We start from the raw sequence: 19,344 nt of genomic DNA on the forward strand, positions 1-19,344 counted from the left end.
ACCGTGCATCGGACGCGGCTGCCCGATCTATCGCAACGTCATCAACAGAGGCGCGACCATGAGCGAGGCTGTTCCGTCGTCAACCGGCTACTGGAAAAAGAACCAGCAAAGGCTTGCGCCCTGGCTGTTCCTGGCGCCAGGCATGGCGATGTTCGTTATCTACGTGCTCTTTCCGATCATCGAGTCGATCTGGATCAGTTTTCATGACTGGGATGGTCTCGGCGATAAGGTCTGGATTGGCCTTGGCAACTATGTCGAGTTGATGGGCGACGATTCCTTCTACACCTCGCTGAAGAACAACGTTCTGTGGCTGGTGCTCTATCTGCTCTCCATTCCGGCCGGTCTCGCCGTCGCGCTATTCCTGAACCAGACGGTTACCGGTATCCGGCTCTACAAGTCACTGTTTTTCTTTCCCTTCGTCATCAGCCAGGTTGTCGTTGGTCTGATCTTCACCTGGTTCTACGCGCCGGATTTCGGGCTGTTCTCGAAGCTGATCGAAAATCTGACCGGACAGCAGATCGCCATTCTGGCGGACGAGCGCTTCGTGACCTACGGAATCATCGTCGCGGGCCTTTGGCCGCAGACCGCCTATTGCATGATCCTGTATTTGACGGGTCTCAACAACATCAATCCCGAACAGGTTGAAGCGGCGCGCATGGACGGCGCCAAGGGCATCAAGCTGTTGTGGTATGTGGTCCTGCCCCAACTCGCACCTGCAACCTTCATCGCCATGGTCGTGACAGTCATCGGCTCCCTGCGCTCCTTCGACCTGGTCTCCATCATGACCTCCGGTGGGCCTTACGGGTCAAGCCAGGTTCTCTCCTATTTTATGTACGAGCAGGCGCTGTCGGAATATGGGTTCCGGATGGGCTATGGGGCTGCGATAGCCGTGGTTCTCTTCCTGATCATGATGATCTTCATCACGCTCTTCATCGTGCGCATGCTGATGCAGGAAAGGAATAGCTGATGTTTCCTACTCCCATTCAGAAAGCGTCTCCGTTCGCTCAGACCGCCTACAAGGTGGTGCTTCCCCTGGCGCTGGTTCTCTGGCTGTTGCCGCTGATCGGGGTCGCAATAACCTCGGTGCGCCCTGCGAGTGATCTCGCTGCCGGCAACTATTTCGGCATTCCGTCCGGCTTCGGCGGCGTCGAGAATTACACGGCTGTGTTCAGGGACTCGCCTATCGGGCTTTACATCCTCAATTCCTTCAAGGTTACGATCCCCACCGTTATCGGCGCTGTAGCTTTGTCATGCCTCACGGGTTTTGCGCTTGCGGTCTACAAGTTCCGCGCCAACTTGCTGCTTTTCTTCATGTTCGTGGCGGGAAATTTCATTCCGTTCCAGATCCTGATGGTGCCTGTCCGAGACATGACGCTGAAGGCAGGGCTTTACGATACAACGCTCGGTCTTGTTCTCTTCCATGTTGCCTTTCAGACCGGGTTCTGCACGCTATTCATGCGAAACTTCATCAAGGGGCTTCCATTCGCGCTGATTGAATCTGCCCGTGTCGAGGGTGTCTCTGAGTGGCGGATCTTTCGCTACATCGTCCTGCCGTTGATGCGTCCGGCCATCGCTGCTCTGTCCGTTCTCGTGTTCACCTTTGTCTGGAATGATTATTTCTGGGCGACGGTGCTGGTTCAAGGGCAGCACGCCATGCCGGTCACGGCCGGGCTCTATTCGTTGAACGGTCAATGGGTTGCCGCCTGGCATCTTGTCTCGGCCGGATCCATCATCGCGGCCCTTCCGCCAGTCGCGATGTTCTTCCTCATGCAAAAACACTTCATTGCAGGCCTGACGCTCGGAGCGACCAAGGGATGACCACCATCGTAAACATTGGCTCGCCCGAGTTCGGTCTGAGCTTGCGTCTGCCTGCTCTCGGCATGCCGGAAATTCTGAGCTTCGGAGCTGGTCGGCTGCAGCCTGATGCCCTGTTCGAAATCGATCGCTCCAGCCGGATCAACGGCATGGATGTCGCGGTTCCCGCCAGCGTCCTGCTGCCAACGGGCGGAATGGGATATTTCGGTTGGCCCGCGATATCCGGCCATAGGCAAGGCCAAGATTTCATTGCGCAGTTCGGCAACTGGGCGGTCGAAGCAACTGGCCAGACGACGACATTGACCGCGCGTGACGACGTTGCAAAGCTCGCACTCACCATAACCTTGTCGGCCTATCCATCTGGCATCATTGCCATGAGCACCACCCTGACAAATATGGGAAGTGACGCCTACCAGCTTGATCGGTGCATGGCCGGCACATTTCCCGTGACGTGGCCCGATGTCGATATTACCACGTTCACCGGCATGTGGGGGCGGGAATTCCAGATCCGTCGCGAGCCTCTGGGCACCGGTATCTGGTCGCAGGAAAGTCGTCGCGGGCGTACGTCGCATGATCGCTTTCCCATGCTCTACCTGGGAGGCCAAGGCCAGCGGTTCGGCGTGGCGCTGGGATGGAGTGGCGGCCATCAGATCGTGATCGATAGAACGGATGATGGCCAGCGGCTGGTTCACCTCGGTGAATTATTCGAAGCCGGGGAGGCGATCCTGAAGCCGGGTGAGAGCTATCAAAGTCCGTGGGCCTATGCAGGCCCGGACCGCGAGGCCTTCCATGCCTTCGTGCGGTGGGAACTGCTCAACTGGCCGGAAGGAAAGATCAGCCCCCGCCCGGTGACCCTGAACACCTGGGAAGGCAATTACTTTGATCATCGCCTTCAATCGTTGAAGGATCAGGCCAGTGCCGCCGCGCAGATCGGGATCGAGCGCTTCGTTCTGGACGATGGCTGGTTTGGCAAACGGGACGACGACACCACGAGCCTTGGCGACTGGGATATCGATCCGCGCAAATATCCTGAAGGCCTTAAGCCACTGGTCGATCATGTCACGGGTCTCGGGATGCAATTTGGCATCTGGTTCGAGCCGGAAATGGTCAATCCGGTTTCTCGTCTGTTCGAGGCACATCCGGATTGGGCGCTGCAGGTGGAAGGCAGGCCGCATCTGCTGTCGCGCAATCAGCTCGTCCTTGATCTGACGCGTCCTGAGGCCACGGACTATCTCTTCGAGAAGATTGATGCGGTGCTCTCCAATCACGCCGTCTCCTACATCAAATGGGACATGAACCGTGACCTGACCCATGCTGGCGGTCGTGATGGCAGGGCAGCAATCTCCGCTCAGACCCGCGCGGTCTACGCCTTGATGGACCGGATCCGGCAGGCGCATCCAGACGTCGAAATCGAAAGTTGCGCGTCGGGGGGCGGGCGCATCGATTACGGCGTTCTGGCGCGGACGCACCGCGTTTGGACTTCCGACTGCACTGATGCGTTGGAGCGATTGGAGATCCAGCGCGGTGCGTCTCTGTTCATTCCTCCCGAAATTCTCGGAAGTCATATCTCTGCGTCTCCGAACCACCAGACGGGGCGGCGTCACAGCCTGTCCTTCCGGGCTTTGGTGGCGATGGCGTACCATCTGGGTGTCGAGCTCAACCCGCTTGAACTCTCTGAAAAAGAGAAGTCCGAGTTGAACGTCTACATCGCGGAATACAAGCGGCTTCGGGATCTGCTGCATGCGCCCGGCGCGAACTTCCAGCTGGAACCGCAGGATGGCCGCTACGTTTGGGGCGCCTCCAATGCGCACAAGATCGTGTTGTTCATTGCGCAAGGGCCACAAATGGTGGGCGAACAGCCGGCCCCGCTCAGGTTGCCAGAAAGGCTTGCAGGCTTTGGGGGCCAGTGGAGGATGAGAAAGCATCTTCCGGCCGAACCCGATTTCATCCGGATGTCGGATTGGCAACGGCGGTTGCTGGCAGGTGAGATCTCATTTGATCTCCGAAATGCAGTCCTGAGCGGTTTGCCGCTACCGATGTTGCGACCCGAAAGTGCATTGATGCTTGAACTAGAACGACAAGAGGGAGGCAAGACCCATGGCTGACGTAAACCTTCGCGGCGTGAAGAAGCAGTTTGGCGCGCTCAGCGTCATCAAAGGCGTCGACCTCGACGTGAAGGACGGCGAGTTCTGCGTGTTCGTCGGTCCATCCGGTTGTGGCAAATCTACCCTGCTGCGAATGATTGCTGGCCTTGAAGAAATTACCTCCGGCGTACTTTCCATCGGTGGCAAGGATATGACCAGTGTCGGACCTTCCGAGCGTGGCGTTGCCATGGTCTTCCAGTCCTACGCGCTCTATCCTCATCTGACGGTGGCGGAAAACATCGGCTTTGGCCTCAAGATGACCGGGCATGACAAGGCTTTGATCGCTGAACGCACGGCAATGGCGGCCAGGATGCTTCAACTTGAGCCATTGCTTCAGAGAAAGCCGGGCCAGCTCTCCGGCGGTCAGCGTCAGCGTGTCGCCATCGGACGCGCTATCGTTCGTAATCCGGAAGTCTTCCTGTTCGACGAGCCGCTTTCCAACCTCGACGCGGCGCTGCGCGTGCAGATGCGCTCTGAACTCTCCAAGCTGCATCAGGATCTGAAGGCCACGATGATCTACGTCACCCACGACCAGGTCGAGGCCATGACCATGGCTGACAAGATTGTGGTTCTTTCGGCGGGCCGGATCGAGCAGGTTGGTTCTCCGCTGGAGCTCTACCATCGCCCGAACAATCTGTTCGTGGCGGGCTTCATCGGTTCGCCGAAGATGAACTTTCTGAAAGTCGAGATCGAGACTGTCGAGAACGGTCTGGCAAACATTCGGCTGCCGGGTGGGACGGTAGCAATCAATGTCGGCACCGCAGCCATTCGTCCCGGTCAAATGACGCTTGGCCTGCGCCCCGAGCACATCAATGCTGGCGGGCAGGGAGATGCGACGATTGCCGGGACTGTAAAGCTTGCCGAATATCTCGGTTCCGAAACCCTATTCTTTGTGGCGCTCGCCGACGGCACCGAAATTGCCGTTAAGGCGGATGGTCTCGCTTCGGCCAAGCCCGGCGATACGCTGCAACTCGGCATCAATGCAAAGGCCTGCCATCTCTTCGACGCGGAGGGAAATGCGGTCATCAACGGAGATCTCACACGATAATGCTGGGCGTTTGTTATTACCCTGAACATTGGGATGAAGCTCGTTGGGAAACCGACGCCCGGCGCATGGTCGAGCTGGGAATCCGTTTTGTTCGTATCGGCGAATTTGCCTGGTCCCGACTGGAGCCTGCGCGCGGCCAGTTTGCGTTTGAATGGCTTGATCGTGCGATGGATATTCTGGCGCGTGCCGGACTGAAGATCGTGCTCGGCACACCGACTGCGACGCCGCCGAAATGGTTGGTGGATGAATGCCCTGATATCATTCCCTATGATAAGGACGGAAAGCCGCGTGGCTTCGGTTCACGTCGGCATTATACCTTTTCCTCCGAAACCTGGTGGAAGGAGAGCAAGCGCATTGTCGAGATTGTCGCCGAACGGTACGGCAATCACCAGGGTCTCGTCGGTTGGCAGACAGACAATGAATATGGCTGCCACGATACGATCATTTCCTGGGGTCCGGAGGATCTGAAGGCGTTCAAGCGTTGGCTGCGCATGCGCTATCAATCGCCGGATCAGTTGAACGAAGCCTGGGGTTCCGTATTCTGGTCGATGGAACTGACGAGCTTCGATGACGTAGCGCTTCCGAACCTTACGGTGACCGAACCAAACCCCGCGACGCGGCTGGATTTCTGGCGCTTTCATTCCGATCAAGTTGCCGCCTATGACAAGATGCAGTGCGACATCATTCGCAAGCATTCGCCTGATCGCTGGATCACGCATAACTTCATGGGCTTTATCCTGGATTTCGACCACTTCAAGGTCGGCGATAATCTGGATCTCGCTTCCTGGGACAGCTACCCAATCGGTTTCGTAGAGAAATTTCCTTTTTCGGAAGCAGAACGAAATCGCTGGGCGGAAACATCCCATCCCGATATCGCGCCATTCCATCACGACCTTTACAGGGCGGTCGGAAACGGCCGGTTCTGGGTGATGGAGCAGCAACCAGGGCCAGTGAACTGGGCTCCATGGAACCCTGTTCCCAAGCCGGGCATGGTACGGCTGTGGACATGGGAAGCCATTGCCCATGGTGCCGAAGTCGTCAGCTATTTCCGCTGGCGTCAGGCGACCTTTGCACAAGAACAGATGCATGCCGGCCTCAATCTTGCCGGTCTGGATGAGTTGTCTCCTGGTGGGCTTGAAGCTCAGCGCGTAGCACAGGAACTCGCCAGCCTCGGAGCCCTTCCCGATACCCGGAAGGCACGTGTCGCACTGGTCTTTGATTATCAGAGCTACTGGACAACAGTCATTCAGCCGCAGGGCAAAGACTTCCGCTATGAGGAGCTTTGCTTCCGCTGGTATGAAGCCGCCCGTCGTCTCGGTCTCGATATCGACTTCGTTCGTCCCGGTGCTTCTCTCGAGGGTTATGACCTCGTTCTCGTACCATGCATGACGGAGGTCGATGAGGCCGCCCATGCGGCGCTCAAGGCCGCGACCGGAACAATCCTGATTGGTGCTAGGACAGGCTCTCGCGATCGCTATTTCCGGATCCCGGACAATTTGCCGCCCGGCTCGCTTTCCGAGATGACCGGCCATCGGGTGATCCAGGTGTCGACACTTCGGCCCGGTCTCTCAGATCCCGTTTCCGGGGCGGTAGCAGGGAACGGTATCCGCTGGCGAGAATATCTACAGACTGACGCAGAGGTTCTTTCCACATTCGCTAATGGCGATCCGGCACTGACGAAGAAGGGCAGTGTCCATTACCTTGCCTGCTGGCCAGACGAAAAACTTCTTGCCGCAGCAGTGAGGCATGTCGCCACGAAAGCCGACATTCCCATTGTCGAAGTGCCGGATCATATCCGAATTCGAACCCGTGGCGACCTGAGTTTCGCATTCAACTATGGCGATAGCCCATGGTCAATACCAGCGGACTGCGAAAGGGTGCTTGGGGAGGCTATCCTGGCCCCACAAGAGCTATCAGTCTTCAGACTGAAACCTTGACCTGATTGATTCTGAAACGATGAAGCCGGCATTTGCCGGCTTTTTACGTTCACGGAAGAGGTGTGAAACAGGATTTCGTATCTTTGCGCGGTTGCGTGATGATTTTGCTGCGACGCGACAAATGCGCAATATTATTTCTCACAGAGCCATATATCTTTCCAATCTGGAAAGGTGCTCATAAATTCATCGGATAGATGGCAAAGTTGAGAGTTCAGGCTCTTTACAAGGGTCGCCTAATAGATATGAGAGTTGAACGCCGCAACAAGCGGGCACGGCATGTTGGACCACGGGGCACAATCCGTCCTGAAGCTGTCCATTATGCACCGCTTCGCGAAAAGGCGCCAAAAACAAGAAGTTGAATGAGACTCGCGCTTCAAAGATCTTGAAACTACGGCATCAGGGTGACTGCTCGCCTTTGCCGACGGGAGATGAACATGAAATATAAACTTGGTTTCGCCGCTGCCCTTCTCGCAGCATCCTTCCTTTCAACCACCGCGAGCGCGAAGACCTTCGTTTTCTGCTCCGAGGGTTCGCCGGAAGGTTTCGACCCGGGCCTCTACACAGCTGGCACCACCTTCGATGCCTCTGCTCATCCTGTCTACAGCCGCCTGCTCGAGTTCGAGCCTGGCACGACGAAGCCGGTAGCCGCGCTTGCTGAGAGCTGGAAGGTTTCCGAGGACGGCAAGGAATATACGTTCAAGCTTCGTTCCGGCGTGAAGTTTCAGACCACCGAGTTCTTCAAGCCCACCCGTACGCTGAATGCGGACGACGTGGTATTTTCCATCGACCGTCAGATCAACAAGAGCAATCCGTGGAACCAGTATATCGCTGGCGCTTCCTGGGAATATGCCGCTGGCATGGGTTTCCCGGAACTGATCAAGTCGGTTGAGAAGGTCGATGACCTGACGGTGAAAATGGTGCTGAACCGTCCGGAAGCACCCTTCCTTGCCAACCTTGCGATGCCATTCGCTTCGATCATGTCCAAGGAATATGCCGACAGCCTGGACAAGGCTGGCAAGAAGGAGCAGCTGAACCAGATGCCGGTGGGCACGGGTCCGTTCACCTTCATCGGTTATCAGCAGGATGCCGTCATCCGCTTCCAGAAGAACGCCGACTACTGGGGTGGCGCACCAAAGATCGACGATCTGGTCTTCGCGATCACCACGGACGCCGCTGTTCGTTATCAGAAGCTCAAGGCTGGCGAATGCCACCTGATGCCTTATCCGAATGCTGCCGACGTGACGTCGATGAAGTCCGACAGCAACCTCAAGGTCATGGAGCAGGAAGGCCTCAACATCGCCTACCTCGCCTACAACACGACACAGGCGCCGTTCGACAAGCCTGAAGTTCGCAAGGCGCTGAACAAGGCGATCAACAAGAAGGCGATCGTCGAAGCAGTCTTCCAGGGCATGGCAACGCCTGCCAAGAACCCGATCCCGCCGACAATGTGGTCCTACAACGACAAGGTCCAGGACGACAGCTACGATCTCGAAGCAGCCAAGAAGATGCTGGCGGATGCAGGCGTCAAGAACCTTTCGATGAAGGTCTGGGCTATGCCGGTTTCGCGCCCGTACATGCTCAACGCTCGTCGCGCTGCCGAAATCATCCAGGATGATTTTGCAAAGATCGGCGTGAAGGTCGAGATCGTGTCCTACGAGTGGGCTGAATACCTGCAGCGTTCGAAGGCCAAGGATCGTGACGGCGCGGCTATGCTGGGCTGGACCGGTGATAATGGCGATCCGGACAACTTCCTCGATACGCTTCTCGGATGCGATGCTGTGGGCGGCAACAATCGCGCTCAGTGGTGCAACAAGGAGTTCGATGCCCTTGTGAAGAAGGCAAAGGTCACCTCCGACCAGGCAGAACGCACGAAGCTCTATGAAGAGGCGCAGGTCGTGTTCAAGCGCGAAGCGCCTTGGGCAACGCTCGACCACTCTTTGTCCATCGTGCCCATGCGCAAGAATGTGACCGGCTTCGTTCAGAGCCCGCTTGGCGATTTCACATTTGAAAATGTCGACATCACCGAGTAAGTTTTCGGTGTAATCCCAAACTGGGCCGCGGGATGAGGGCATTCCGCGGCCTTTCCTCAGCCTGGACGACCAGATTGTCGTCAGATGAAGGCTGGCACTTCCGACGGCCGACTCCGTGGAACCGCCAGACCCAAGAAAAATAAGCAGGTTTCATCCATGTTTGGCTTTCTTTTGAGACGGCTTGCCGTCTTGATCCCGACATTTATCGGGGTATCGATCATTGCCTTTGCGTTCATTCGTCTGCTGCCGGGTGATCCGGTTGCCCTTCTGTCGGGCGAACGCGTCATGTCGCCCGAGCGTCATGCGCAGATCAGTGCGCAACTCGGTCTGGATCGGCCTATGGTCATCCAATACCTTGATTATCTCGGCGGTGTGGTCACGGGCGACTTCGGCACCTCGATCGTTTCGAAAACGCCTATTCTGAAGCAGTTCCTGGCGCTATTTCCTGCAACCGTGGAGCTGTCATTTTGTGCGATCATCATTGCCGTCGCCCTGGGCATTCCAGCTGGCGTCATCGCGGCAATCAAGCGCGGCTCTGCTGTCGACCAATCCATGATGGGCATCGCCCTTGTCGGATATTCGATGCCGATCTTCTGGTGGGGCCTGCTGCTCATCATTTTGTTTTCCGGCATTCTTCAATGGACTCCGGTTTCTGGCCGCATATCGCTGATGTTCTATTTCAAGCCGGTGACGGGCTTCATGCTGATCGACTCCCTGCTGTCCGGTCAGAAAGGCGCATTTTCGTCAGCGGTCAGTCACCTCATTCTGCCGTCCATCGTTCTGGCAACCATTCCTCTCGCCGTCATTGCGCGTCAGACGCGCTCGGCAATGCTGGAAGTGCTGTCCGAGGATTATATTCGCACTGCGCGCGCCAAGGGTCTTTCCCCTTTCCGCGTCGTGGGCCTGCATGCCCTTCGCAACGCCATGATCCCCGTTATCACAACAATCGGTTTGCAGATCGGTGTGATGCTGGCCGGCGCCATTCTCACGGAAACGATCTTCTCCTGGCCGGGTATCGGCAAGTGGATGGTGGATAGTGTTTTCCGTCGCGATTATCCGGTTATCCAGGGTGGGCTGCTTCTGATCGCGGCTATCATCATGATCGTCAATCTCATCGTTGATCTGCTCTACGGGCTCGTCAACCCGCGTATCCGCCACTAAGAAGGAGAAAATCCCATGGCAGAAACGACCAAGACAGAAACAGTGAGCAGCGCGGCTTTGCGCCGCCAGATGCTCAGCGAATTCTGGTTCTATTTTTCCGAAAACCGCGGCGCGGTCATCGGCCTCGTTGTGTTTATTGCACTGGTCATCGTGGCTGTGTTTGCGCCTCTGATCGCGCCGCATTCGCCCTTCGAGCAGTACCGTGACGCCGTTCTGGTGCCGCCATCCTGGCTTCAGGGCGGACGTGCGACCTACCTGCTCGGCACTGATGCAGTCGGTAGAGACATTCTGTCTCGCCTGATCTACGGCGCCCAATATTCGCTGTTCATCGGTCTGTTCGTCACCACGCTTTCGCTGACCGGCGGCATTCTGGTGGGCCTTATTGCGGGCTACTACCGGGGTTGGGTCGATACGGTCATCATGCGCCTGATGGATATCATCCTGGCATTTCCCTCATTGCTGCTGGCGCTCGTGCTGGTCGCAATTCTTGGACCGAGTCTGACCAACGGCATGATCGCGATTGCATTGACCTTGCAGCCGCATTTCGTGCGCCTCACGCGCGCGGCCGTCATGGCTGAAAAGACACGTGACTACGTAACCGCTGCCCGGATTTCCGGAGCGGGTCCATTCCGGTTGATGTTCAGGACCATCCTGCCGAACTGCACGGCACCCCTGATCGTACAGGCAACGCTATCCTTCTCGAACGCTATTCTGGACGCGGCTGCACTTGGCTTCCTGGGAATGGGAGCCCAGCCCCCGGCGCCGGAATGGGGCACGATGCTGGCAGAAGCACGCGAGTTCATCCTGCGCGCATGGTGGGTGGTTACCTTCCCAGGCCTTGCGATCCTGATCACCGTTCTTGCAATCAATCTCATGGGTGATGGGCTGCGCGATGCGCTCGATCCCAAGATGAAGAGGTCCTGATCATGGCGCTTCTTGATATTCAGAACCTGACCGTTCAGTTCGAAACCGCTAGCGGCTGGTTCAAGGCCGTCGACGGTGTTTCACTGTCGGTCAATGAAGGTGAAGTTCTTGCGATTGTCGGAGAAAGCGGTTCCGGAAAATCCGTTTCCATGCTTGCTGTCATGGGCCTCCTGCCCTGGACAGCCAAGATCACGGCTGACAAGATCGAGTTCCAGGGTCGCGACATCAGCAAACTGCCCGATGCAGAACGGCGAAAGCTGATCGGTAAAGACATGGCGATGATTTTCCAGGAGCCGATCGCCAGCCTGAACCCGTGCTTTGCCGTTGGCTTCCAGATCGAGGAAGTTCTGCGGATCCATATGGGCATGGGCAAGGCGCAGCGACGCGCGCGTGCAATCGAGTTGTTCAAGCTGGTTGGTCTGCCGAACCCGGAAGAACGGCTCAATCACTTCCCGCATCAGATGTCTGGTGGTCAGTGCCAGCGCGTGATGATTGCCATGGCCATTGCCTGCAATCCTAAGCTTTTGATTGCAGATGAGCCCACGACGGCATTGGACGTCACCATCCAGAAGCAAATCCTCGATCTCCTCATGAATCTGCAAACCGAACATGGCATGGGCCTGATCATGATAACCCACGATATGGGTGTCGTCGCAGAAACAGCGGACCGGGTTATCGTGCAGTACAAAGGGCGGAAAATGGAGGAGGCCGATGTGCTGTCTCTGTTCGAGGCTCCGAAGAACGCCTACACCCGCGCGCTTCTGGCCGCTCTGCCGGAGAATGCCACCGGCGACCGGCTCAGCACCGTTTCCGACTTTGTTTCCACGGCTGAACTTGCGGGAGATGTTCGATGAGACCTTCCGATCTGAAACAGGCTGAAACAATGCTCGAGATCCGCAATATCAAGCAGGACTATCGTGTTCCTCAAGGCCTCTTCAAGCCGGAGAAGATCGTGCACGCCGTGAAAGGTGTGTCGTTCAAGCTGGAGAAGGGCAAGACATTGGCCATTGTCGGCGAAAGTGGTTGTGGAAAATCGACCCTCGCTCGTATTCTGACCTTCATTGACCAGCCGACCGCAGGTGAGCTTTTCATTGATGGGAAGCTTGTTGATACGAGACCTGGACATCTGACGGCTGACATGCGCCGGAAGGTGCAGATCGTTTTCCAGAACCCCTATGGCTCTTTGAACCCGCGCCAGAAGATTGGCGATGTGCTCGGCGAGCCCCTGGCTATCAACACGAAGATGTCGGCTGCCGAACGGCGTGATCGCGCAACGGAAATGCTCATCAAGGTTGGGCTTGGACCAGAGCACTACAATCGCTATCCGCATATGTTCTCAGGCGGCCAGCGCCAGCGTATCGCCATTGCTCGGGCTCTGATGCTCAATCCGAAGCTGCTTGTTCTCGACGAGCCTGTTTCGGCGCTCGATCTCTCGGTACAGGCTCAGGTTCTCAATCTGCTGGCTGACCTGCAGGACGAATTTGGCCTGACCTACGTTTTCATCAGCCATGATCTGTCTGTCGTGAAGTATATCGCAGATGAAGTCATGGTGATGTACTACGGAGAAGCAGTCGAATACGGCACGCGAGACGAGGTGTTTTCCAATCCAAGCCACGAATACACCAGAACGCTGTTTGCGGCGACTCCACGCGCGGATGTTGACTCTATTCGCCAGCGTATTGCTCGTAAGGCCGCTCGCCGCTGACGGGGCAGGGGCGTCGGAAACATCCGGCGCCTTTTGTCATCTGGATGACCAATATTCTTTTGTCGTTTATGTTATTAAATGCTTAATTAGCTGTGATTCTAGGGTCTTATTTCAGCTGACTGATGTTGTTTAATCAGCAGAGCGACAGGCATGCAAAAATATACGAGTAACCAGCGGATGCTGCTGGATGTTCTGCGGTGTCATCAACCGATCACCAGAGCGGATATTACGGATCTGACAGATCTGACCCAACAATCCGTCCACCGGATACTTGAGGGACTAATTGCAGATGGCCTGGTCGTTACCGAACGCGGAAAACCCAATGGCCGTGGCAAGCCCAGTCCCATGCTGCAATTGAATAATGCCGTGCGGTACTCTTTGGGCATAGCCATCGACGACGATAGCATGCGCATCAGTGTGGTAAACTTCAGCGGTATTCCGGTACTCGAAAAATGCGTGACCTCGGTCACTTTGACGGATAAGCGCTCATCGGCCGTGTTTGTTCAGATGCTCGAGGGCGTCCTGAGTGAACTGGGCATTCGACGTCAGCAACTCTGCGGCATTGGCATGGCCAGTGACATCAAGGCCAATTCGGAAGACGAGGGTTTTAATCTCCTGCGTTGTCCGCAAGTACTTGGTGATATGTGGAATGTGCCTGTTTTCTCGGAGACCCTTGCTGCCGCGTCGGCCATCGGGGAGAGCCTGACTGGCGTAGGCAAACGTATCGGAAACTTCGCCTTCATTAGCCTCGACAAAGATGTTTCCGGCGCACTCGTATCGAACGGAGCCTTGTTTCGGGGATCTCACGAAAATGCCGGAAACTATTGCTACCTACTCTCCGGCCTGGAGGAACTGGATCGGGTCTCGCTTCGCGGGCTTCACGCCTTCGTTCAACGAAACGGCGTCGATATCCCCAATGTAGAAGGCCTGCTTGACCGGTTCGACATGAGCCTGCCAGGTGTCCTCCAATGGATCGATGACGTCAGCAATACATACCTGCACCTCTTCAGGGCCATCTTCGGCATCTTTGATCCTGATGCCATCGTTCTCGGCGGGCGCGTTCCGCAGTCGCTGGTTGCCTTTCTCCTGCAGGACATAGCGAGGAAACTTATACCGACAGGAATGCCTGCTCCTCGCGCTTTGCCCTCTCTCTTGCAAAGTGAAGTCGCCGGGGATGGCGCAGCGATTGGATCCGCCCTTCTGCCCTTGAAGAATCTGTTCTTTCGTTAGCGCTCTTAAAAGCCCTTGAGCGTCCCGGACGGTGCGCGGCCAAACCTGTCCCTATACTCTGCCGCAAATCGTCCCAAATGCGAGAAACCCCATTTGCGTCCGATATCACTGACTGAAACGCCTGGCGGCGCCCATTGAAGTTCTCTGTGGGCAGCCTGCAGTCTCAACTCTTTCAGGTAAGCCATAGGGGTTGTTTCGCGGAACTGTTTGAACCCCTGCTGTAATGATCGGGGGCTAACACTGACCGCCGCAGCAATGGCGTCAACCGTAAGCGGCTTGTGCAAATTCGCCTGCATGAAGGCAATGGCGTTCTCGATATATTTTGGCGTGAGAAGATTGGTAGCGCTTTCAACGGACGGCGTATAGTTGTGCCATACCAGTTCCACGAGGCAGCTTGCGACTGCATCTGACAGGATTTGAAGCGTAGACGCGTTGGAGTTGATGTCCTGGTTCAAGCCTTCAGCCAGGGCACGCCCTATCAAGCTTAAAAGACGTCCAGGGCCTGTATCTATCTTCAACGTCAACTGAAACTGAAGACTTTCGTGTATTGTACGGCCTACCAGGTTACCTAGTTTGCTGCGCAGATCCGCCTGGGGTATCTCAAGCACAAGATGAGCGCGTGAGGCCGGAACGTCGAGTGCGGAGACCTGCCGCGTCGGAGCCAGGACTATGACATCGGGCGTCGCGTCGAGGCATTGCGTTCCCACTTGAATCTTTGCGGCGCCGTGTAGCGGAAGAAACACCAGCAGCCGATCGGCCGCATCCTGCCGGGATATCGTACAGCCCCCGTCGATACGTAAAGCAGTGATAGAGGTTGTGCCTATTTGAGCCTGTCGGTGATCAAACCGAAATGTATTGCAATTGGGGCGAATGGTTACCCGTCCGCCGGTCAACTGCATGGCCTTTTCCAACATTACTGGGTCGTCGCCAGTTGATAATCTTGCGCCGGCAGTAAATCCGTCTGTGTTTATATGCAGCATTACGACGTCCTCACCTGAGAATCCGGTCGACAGGATCAGCGATCAGATCCGTCGGTGTCGCAATCATCGGTGACAGGCATGCTATAGCCGGTGACAAAATTCGTTAAATTTGGAGCTATCTTGCGTTTTCCGGCTGAAAGGCGCGAGCATTATCCTTTTCATGAAGCAGAATGATTCATAACAAATATCAGTGAAATATAATATGGTATGTATATGGTTAACTTAACTATATGTTAACAATAAATATTTGACAAAGAATTACTAGAAAGTATCCTTCGAGCATCAAAAGCAAGCACGGAGGTTTGGCTATGGAGATTTCAGGTAGTACGCCCCCCGCCGCGTCCGGCCTTGGCGAAATGGGCACAACTGACTTTAGTGCAGGCGCCGGAGCAGGCAAGATCAGCCCGGACGGCAAGGCATTCACCTCGATGATGATGCAAGGGATGATGGAGAACGCCGAGTTGCAGCGCAAACTCTTTGATCCCGTCAAGGAGGCGGTCGACGAAGGTAAGGAAGAATAGAAATAGCGATATGGCTTCTTGTTTGGAGTAATAAGCCATGAATACTGCCGAAGACGTTGCTAAACTTGCAGACGCCCTGGGAGGGCCTCCTGGCGGCAATTCGAAGCTTGAGGCATTGAAGGGTGAACTGATTGCGCGCTTCAGCGGAGCATCACCTGGAGGCCCCGCTCAGTTCACTGCTTCTGCCGCGCCGCTCGATCGGTACGCACGCCGTCGTATTTCGCCTTACGAGGCCAAGGATCCTGCGCCCTCAACCTATGTCGGCTCCGATGGTGCCAAGTCAGGTTCATCGACGTTTGCACCCTTTTTCGCTCAGTTGCCGCCGCAACTGATGGGCGCGCAGGGTCGATCGGGTGGACCGCTTCTCGTGGACATTCGGGTCGAAGAAGAAGTAGAGCGCTCCGACGGGAGCGATATTGTCGATGCTGCCATCGATGAGTTCGAGGTCGCGCAACGCAATTCGGCAAGCCTCGGCGTTGCAAGTGCATTGGTGCAGACGGCGCTCGCTTCGTTCAAGCGTCTCACGCAAGGACAGTAGAATGAATATCCGCAGTTCGTTGCTTCGCAGTTCGTTCTTCCTGTCGCTCCTGCTTTTGACGGCTTGCTCGAAGGAAGTAATTGGCGGGTTGAGCCAGAAAGACATGCTGGATGCACAACTCATCCTCGATCGTGCCGGGCTTCAGGTCAGCACTCTCAAAGGAGAGGACGGACGCTACAGCTTGACGGGATCATCAGCAGATTCGGCGCGCATTTTGGCGATCCTGGCGGACCATGGGCTGCCACGAAATGAACATGCCTCTGTTGCGCAGATATTCCCGGGCACTGGTTTTGTGGTCACGCCTTTCGAACAGAAGGCAAGGATGGGTTACGCTCTTGAGCAACAATTGTCGCAGACGCTGTCCGAAATTGAGGGCGTCGCGGAAGCGCGGGTTCATGTCGTGCTTCCCGAGGATAACGGCCGCGGTCTGGTGCGCGAGCAATCCCGCGCCTCCGTGCTCATCAGATACCGTGATGAGGCGGACTTGGCGACAATTGAGAGCAAGACGCGTTCATTGGTCGTGAACAGCGTGCGCGGCCTCTCCTATGAAGATGTTTCGGTTGTTTCCAGTCCCGTCATTCCTGTCGACCGCGAGAATTTCCGTCCCGCAGGGCAGGTCGCTGCTCCAGAAGAAGCAACGGATAGTAGCAGCAATTCTGCACCCTCGTCTCTCGGTCGGGTTCTGTTGATTGCACTTGCCGCCGCGCTTGCCGCTGTAGCCGCTGCAATTCTGGTTCTGCCACAGCAGCGTCAGGCCCATTGAAATGGCCGTACCGGGGGAGATTGCGGCAGGGAGACGTCGGCGGGAGATCCTGGCAAAGGCAGCTCTGTCCAATCACCCGCTTTTTTCTTCCATTCCGCCGGATGTGTTGGAAAGACTTGTTAAGACTCAACGGCTGACCAATCGGTTGTATAGGAAGGTTATTGATGAGTTCGGCGCGATTCCTCCTGCAAACCGCCTCGTTGAAGCATTCCTATTAACATCAGAAAACGAAATTAAAGAAACAGCTAAAATATTAGGGGTAACTTTAAGCTTGCCTAGCCTCCGTACGCATCTCACTCGATCTGATATAGATGCCCTTGGGAGGAATTTTCATAAATCAAGCATGAAAAAAATTCTGACTTATGCCAACATTACTGTCGAGGGCCCGATTCGTAACTACAACGACCTCGAGGAATGTTTTGCGCACATGGAGGCGGATGGCTGGGTCATGATGGAAATTTGGGCTCGCCATAATCGCATCGATCCCCGTTGGCGGATCAGACCGGGAGCGACAGAGAACAGCGGTATAGCATCCATTCCGGGCTCTCAGGCGATAACACTCGTCAATCAGGCGATGCTCGATCTTGTCGACCGCGAGGCAGAGGTATGACTGCTGCGCCAACCTCGACCATCATCAGATCCGAGGATATGGGGCTTGTGCAAAGCGCGTCGGATCTGTTGGCAGCGGCTTCGAGGCGTAACGCTGATCTGGAATATGTAATCTCTGCTGCGATGCGCGAAGCTCAGGAGCGTGGTTACGCGCAGGGTCGAACTCAGGCTCTGCGTGAGATGGAACTTCGGTTGAAGGAAACGATGGCTCGAGCGGAGCGTGAGCTTTTCGATTTCGAGGATCGGATTGTAAAGATCGTTATCCAGGGCCTTGAAAAGATTTTGGGCGATATGCCCGAGAACGAGCGCGTCAGGCGCGTCGTGCATGCTGCCATTGAACAATCGACCGCTGCTACTGGCTTTAAGCTGCGCGTATCCCCCGACGAGTTCGATTTCGTTGTCGGGGCGTTGCGAAACCTGGAATCTCGCCTGACCGTTGTTGCGGACGCCTACGTCGGACGTAACGAACTGCTTCTTGAAGTTGACGGGACGCGACAGCAGATAGGACTGGCGGATCAGTTGGCGAATTTGCTGGAGGCGATCCGACGTGGCTGATGTGATTTCAAGGCTCGAACAGGCCTTGGAACGGACGGAAACGCGCCGTGTCGCCGGGCGTATCCGCAGTATCTCCGGGCTTATGGTTCGGGCGGAGATGCCCCTGGTTCGCATGGGTGAGTTGTGCGAATTGCGCGAGCCCGGCACGGGATTGATTGGTCTCGCCGAAGTCGTGGGCATCGAGAGCGACAATGTGCTGTTGTCTCTGCACGGAGATACAGTGGGGTTGTCGCTCAGGACTGAAGTGATACCCACAGGAAGGCCTCCAAGCGTGGCTGTGGGGGACTTCATGATCGGGGCGATCATTGATGCGCACGGGCGGGTTATCCGTAAACCCTTTCAGCAGCAGCCAGACCAGTCTTCACGGTTGCAGCCATTGAATGGGGCTCCAGTCGATCCCTTGTCGCGTCGATCCATATCAAGACCCTTCGAAACCGGCGTGACGGCCATCGATGCGATGCTGACATGCGGTGAAGGCCAGCGCGTAGGGATATTCGGCCCCCCCGGCGCAGGCAAATCGACATTGATCTCGCGGATTCTTGAGGCAGGCGCATGGGATGTTGCCGTCTGCGCTCTCATTGGTGAACGTGGTCGCGAGGTTGCCGAATTCGTCGAACACAATCTTCCGGATGACAAACCGTCTCGCATGGTGCTTGTGGCGGCCACTTCTGATCGGCCTGCTCTGGAGCGTTACAAGGCGGTCCTGACAGCCACATCCATCGCGGAATACTTCCGTGATCGGGGCAAGCGTGTTCTGCTCGTTATCGACAGCATGACGCGTGTCGCTAGAGCTCTCCGTGAAGTTGGTCTCGCAGCAGGTGAGCCACCTGTTCGTCGCGGTTTCCCACCATCGGTCTTTGCCGCCCTACCTCAGATATTCGAGCGGACGGGCAATGCCGCGACTGGTTCGATCACATCATTTTACACGGTCCTTGTCGAAGGGAACGATACTGACGATCCGATCGCCGAGGAAACGCGTTCGCTTCTCGACGGCCATATCATCCTCTCGGAGCGTATAGCGAGAAGCGGGCGCTATCCCGCGATCGATGTTCTCCAAAGCAAGAGCCGTACGATGGGAGCCGTCGTCAGCAAAGACCATGTCAATGCTGCGAACAAAGTCCGATCCCTGATGTCGACATACATCGACGTCGAATTGTTGATCCGTGTCGGCGAGTACAAGGCTGGCAACGACCCTGAGGTGGATGAAGCCGTCCAGAAGCGGGATGCCATCAACGCATTGCTCTACGACGGAAAGGGCCAGAACCGAAGCTTCGATGAAACGGTAAGAGCGCTTCAGGAGTTGGTCTGATGCAGCATCAACAGGCGCTTTCACTGCTGTCCTACGATTTGGGTGCAGGTCCGCTAAAACGAGCATTGCGGCGAA

At 56.2% G+C, this 19,344-nt stretch carries 18 protein-coding genes; 17 read left to right on the forward strand and 1 reads right to left on the reverse strand.

Annotation, left to right across the window (positions count from 1 at the left end):
* Nucleotides 1-58 precede the first annotated feature (58 nt).
* The 11 genes from ASD54_RS20725 to ASD54_RS20775 all read left to right on the forward strand — a co-directional run bounded on the left by ASD54_RS20725 (nucleotide 59) and on the right by ASD54_RS20775 (nucleotide 13,994).
* A complete protein-coding gene (locus ASD54_RS20725) occupies nucleotides 59-967 on the forward strand; it encodes a sugar ABC transporter permease (RefSeq protein WP_062556471.1) in 909 nt (302 codons plus the stop codon).
* Complete coding sequence (locus ASD54_RS20730) at nucleotides 967-1,818, forward strand: carbohydrate ABC transporter permease (protein WP_062556472.1); 852 nt, start codon at nucleotides 967-969, stop codon at nucleotides 1,816-1,818. The genes ASD54_RS20725 and ASD54_RS20730 overlap by 1 nt, the downstream gene beginning before the upstream one ends.
* Nucleotides 1,815-3,920 carry an alpha-galactosidase gene (locus tag ASD54_RS20735; protein ID WP_062556473.1) on the forward strand — a complete coding sequence of 702 codons (2,106 nt, stop codon included), beginning with the start codon at nucleotides 1,815-1,817 and terminating at the stop codon, nucleotides 3,918-3,920. Before ASD54_RS20730 ends, ASD54_RS20735 begins: the two co-directional genes overlap by 4 nt.
* Complete coding sequence (gene ugpC, locus ASD54_RS20740; RefSeq protein ID WP_062556474.1) at nucleotides 3,913-5,007, forward strand: sn-glycerol-3-phosphate ABC transporter ATP-binding protein UgpC; 1,095 nt, start codon at nucleotides 3,913-3,915, stop codon at nucleotides 5,005-5,007. The genes ASD54_RS20735 and ugpC overlap by 8 nt, the downstream gene beginning before the upstream one ends.
* Complete coding sequence (locus ASD54_RS20745) at nucleotides 5,007-6,944, forward strand: beta-galactosidase (RefSeq protein ID WP_062556475.1); 1,938 nt, start codon at nucleotides 5,007-5,009, stop codon at nucleotides 6,942-6,944. Before ugpC ends, ASD54_RS20745 begins: the two co-directional genes overlap by 1 nt.
* A 434-nt stretch (nucleotides 6,945-7,378) precedes the next feature.
* Nucleotides 7,379-8,974 carry an ABC transporter substrate-binding protein gene (locus ASD54_RS20750; RefSeq protein ID WP_062556476.1) on the forward strand — a complete coding sequence of 532 codons (1,596 nt, stop codon included), beginning with the start codon at nucleotides 7,379-7,381 and terminating at the stop codon, nucleotides 8,972-8,974.
* A gap of 156 nt (nucleotides 8,975-9,130) precedes the next feature.
* The gene (locus ASD54_RS20755) at nucleotides 9,131-10,135 is read left to right on the forward strand and encodes an ABC transporter permease subunit (protein ID WP_062556891.1); all 1,005 of its coding nucleotides are present in this window, start codon (nucleotides 9,131-9,133) and stop codon (nucleotides 10,133-10,135) included.
* A 15-nt stretch (nucleotides 10,136-10,150) separates the two neighbouring features.
* Complete coding sequence (locus tag ASD54_RS20760; protein WP_062556477.1) at nucleotides 10,151-11,059, forward strand: ABC transporter permease subunit; 909 nt, start codon at nucleotides 10,151-10,153, stop codon at nucleotides 11,057-11,059.
* 2 nt (nucleotides 11,060-11,061) lie between these two features.
* Nucleotides 11,062-11,913 (forward strand): ABC transporter ATP-binding protein, encoded by an 852-nt coding sequence (locus ASD54_RS20765; protein WP_062556478.1) that lies wholly within the window; start codon nucleotides 11,062-11,064, stop codon nucleotides 11,911-11,913.
* Nucleotides 11,910-12,764 (forward strand): dipeptide ABC transporter ATP-binding protein, encoded by an 855-nt coding sequence (locus ASD54_RS20770; protein WP_062556479.1) that lies wholly within the window; start codon nucleotides 11,910-11,912, stop codon nucleotides 12,762-12,764. The genes ASD54_RS20765 and ASD54_RS20770 overlap by 4 nt, the downstream gene beginning before the upstream one ends.
* Before the next feature lie 150 nt (nucleotides 12,765-12,914).
* On the forward strand, nucleotides 12,915-13,994 hold the full coding sequence (locus ASD54_RS20775) for an ROK family transcriptional regulator (protein ID WP_082547310.1): 1,080 nt from the start codon (nucleotides 12,915-12,917) through the stop codon (nucleotides 13,992-13,994).
* A gap of 5 nt (nucleotides 13,995-13,999) precedes the next feature.
* Here the strand turns inward: ASD54_RS20775 and ASD54_RS20780 are convergent, their stop codons facing one another.
* Nucleotides 14,000-14,974, reverse strand: a complete 975-nt coding sequence (locus ASD54_RS20780) for an AraC family transcriptional regulator (RefSeq protein WP_062556481.1) — start codon at nucleotides 14,972-14,974, stop codon at nucleotides 14,000-14,002.
* A gap of 308 nt (nucleotides 14,975-15,282) precedes the next feature.
* On the opposite strand from ASD54_RS20780, the gene ASD54_RS20785 reads away from it, so the two are divergent.
* From ASD54_RS20785 to ASD54_RS20810, 6 genes are read left to right on the forward strand one after another with little or no spacing between them, the layout of a single operon-like run.
* Nucleotides 15,283-15,495, forward strand: a complete 213-nt coding sequence (locus ASD54_RS20785; protein ID WP_062556482.1) for a hypothetical protein — start codon at nucleotides 15,283-15,285, stop codon at nucleotides 15,493-15,495.
* 37 nt (nucleotides 15,496-15,532) lie between these two features.
* Nucleotides 15,533-16,033 (forward strand): hypothetical protein, encoded by a 501-nt coding sequence (locus ASD54_RS20790; RefSeq protein ID WP_062556483.1) that lies wholly within the window; start codon nucleotides 15,533-15,535, stop codon nucleotides 16,031-16,033.
* Between the two features lies 1 nt (nucleotide 16,034).
* The gene (gene sctJ / locus ASD54_RS20795; protein ID WP_062556484.1) at nucleotides 16,035-16,796 is read left to right on the forward strand and encodes a type III secretion inner membrane ring lipoprotein SctJ; all 762 of its coding nucleotides are present in this window, start codon (nucleotides 16,035-16,037) and stop codon (nucleotides 16,794-16,796) included.
* A 1-nt stretch (nucleotide 16,797) separates the two neighbouring features.
* On the forward strand, nucleotides 16,798-17,406 hold the full coding sequence (locus ASD54_RS20800) for a hypothetical protein (protein ID WP_062556485.1): 609 nt from the start codon (nucleotides 16,798-16,800) through the stop codon (nucleotides 17,404-17,406).
* Nucleotides 17,403-17,960, forward strand: coding sequence for a hypothetical protein (locus ASD54_RS20805; protein WP_062556486.1), 558 nt, complete (start codon nucleotides 17,403-17,405; stop codon nucleotides 17,958-17,960). The genes ASD54_RS20800 and ASD54_RS20805 overlap by 4 nt, the downstream gene beginning before the upstream one ends.
* Nucleotides 17,953-19,269 (forward strand): FliI/YscN family ATPase, encoded by a 1,317-nt coding sequence (locus ASD54_RS20810; RefSeq protein ID WP_062556487.1) that lies wholly within the window; start codon nucleotides 17,953-17,955, stop codon nucleotides 19,267-19,269. The genes ASD54_RS20805 and ASD54_RS20810 overlap by 8 nt, the downstream gene beginning before the upstream one ends.
* The last annotated feature ends 75 nt before the right edge of the window (nucleotides 19,270-19,344 follow it).

Origin of the sequence: Rhizobium sp. Root149 (assembly GCF_001427345.1) — a bacterium.
Taxonomy (GTDB): domain Bacteria; phylum Pseudomonadota; class Alphaproteobacteria; order Rhizobiales; family Rhizobiaceae; genus Neorhizobium; species Neorhizobium rhizoryzae.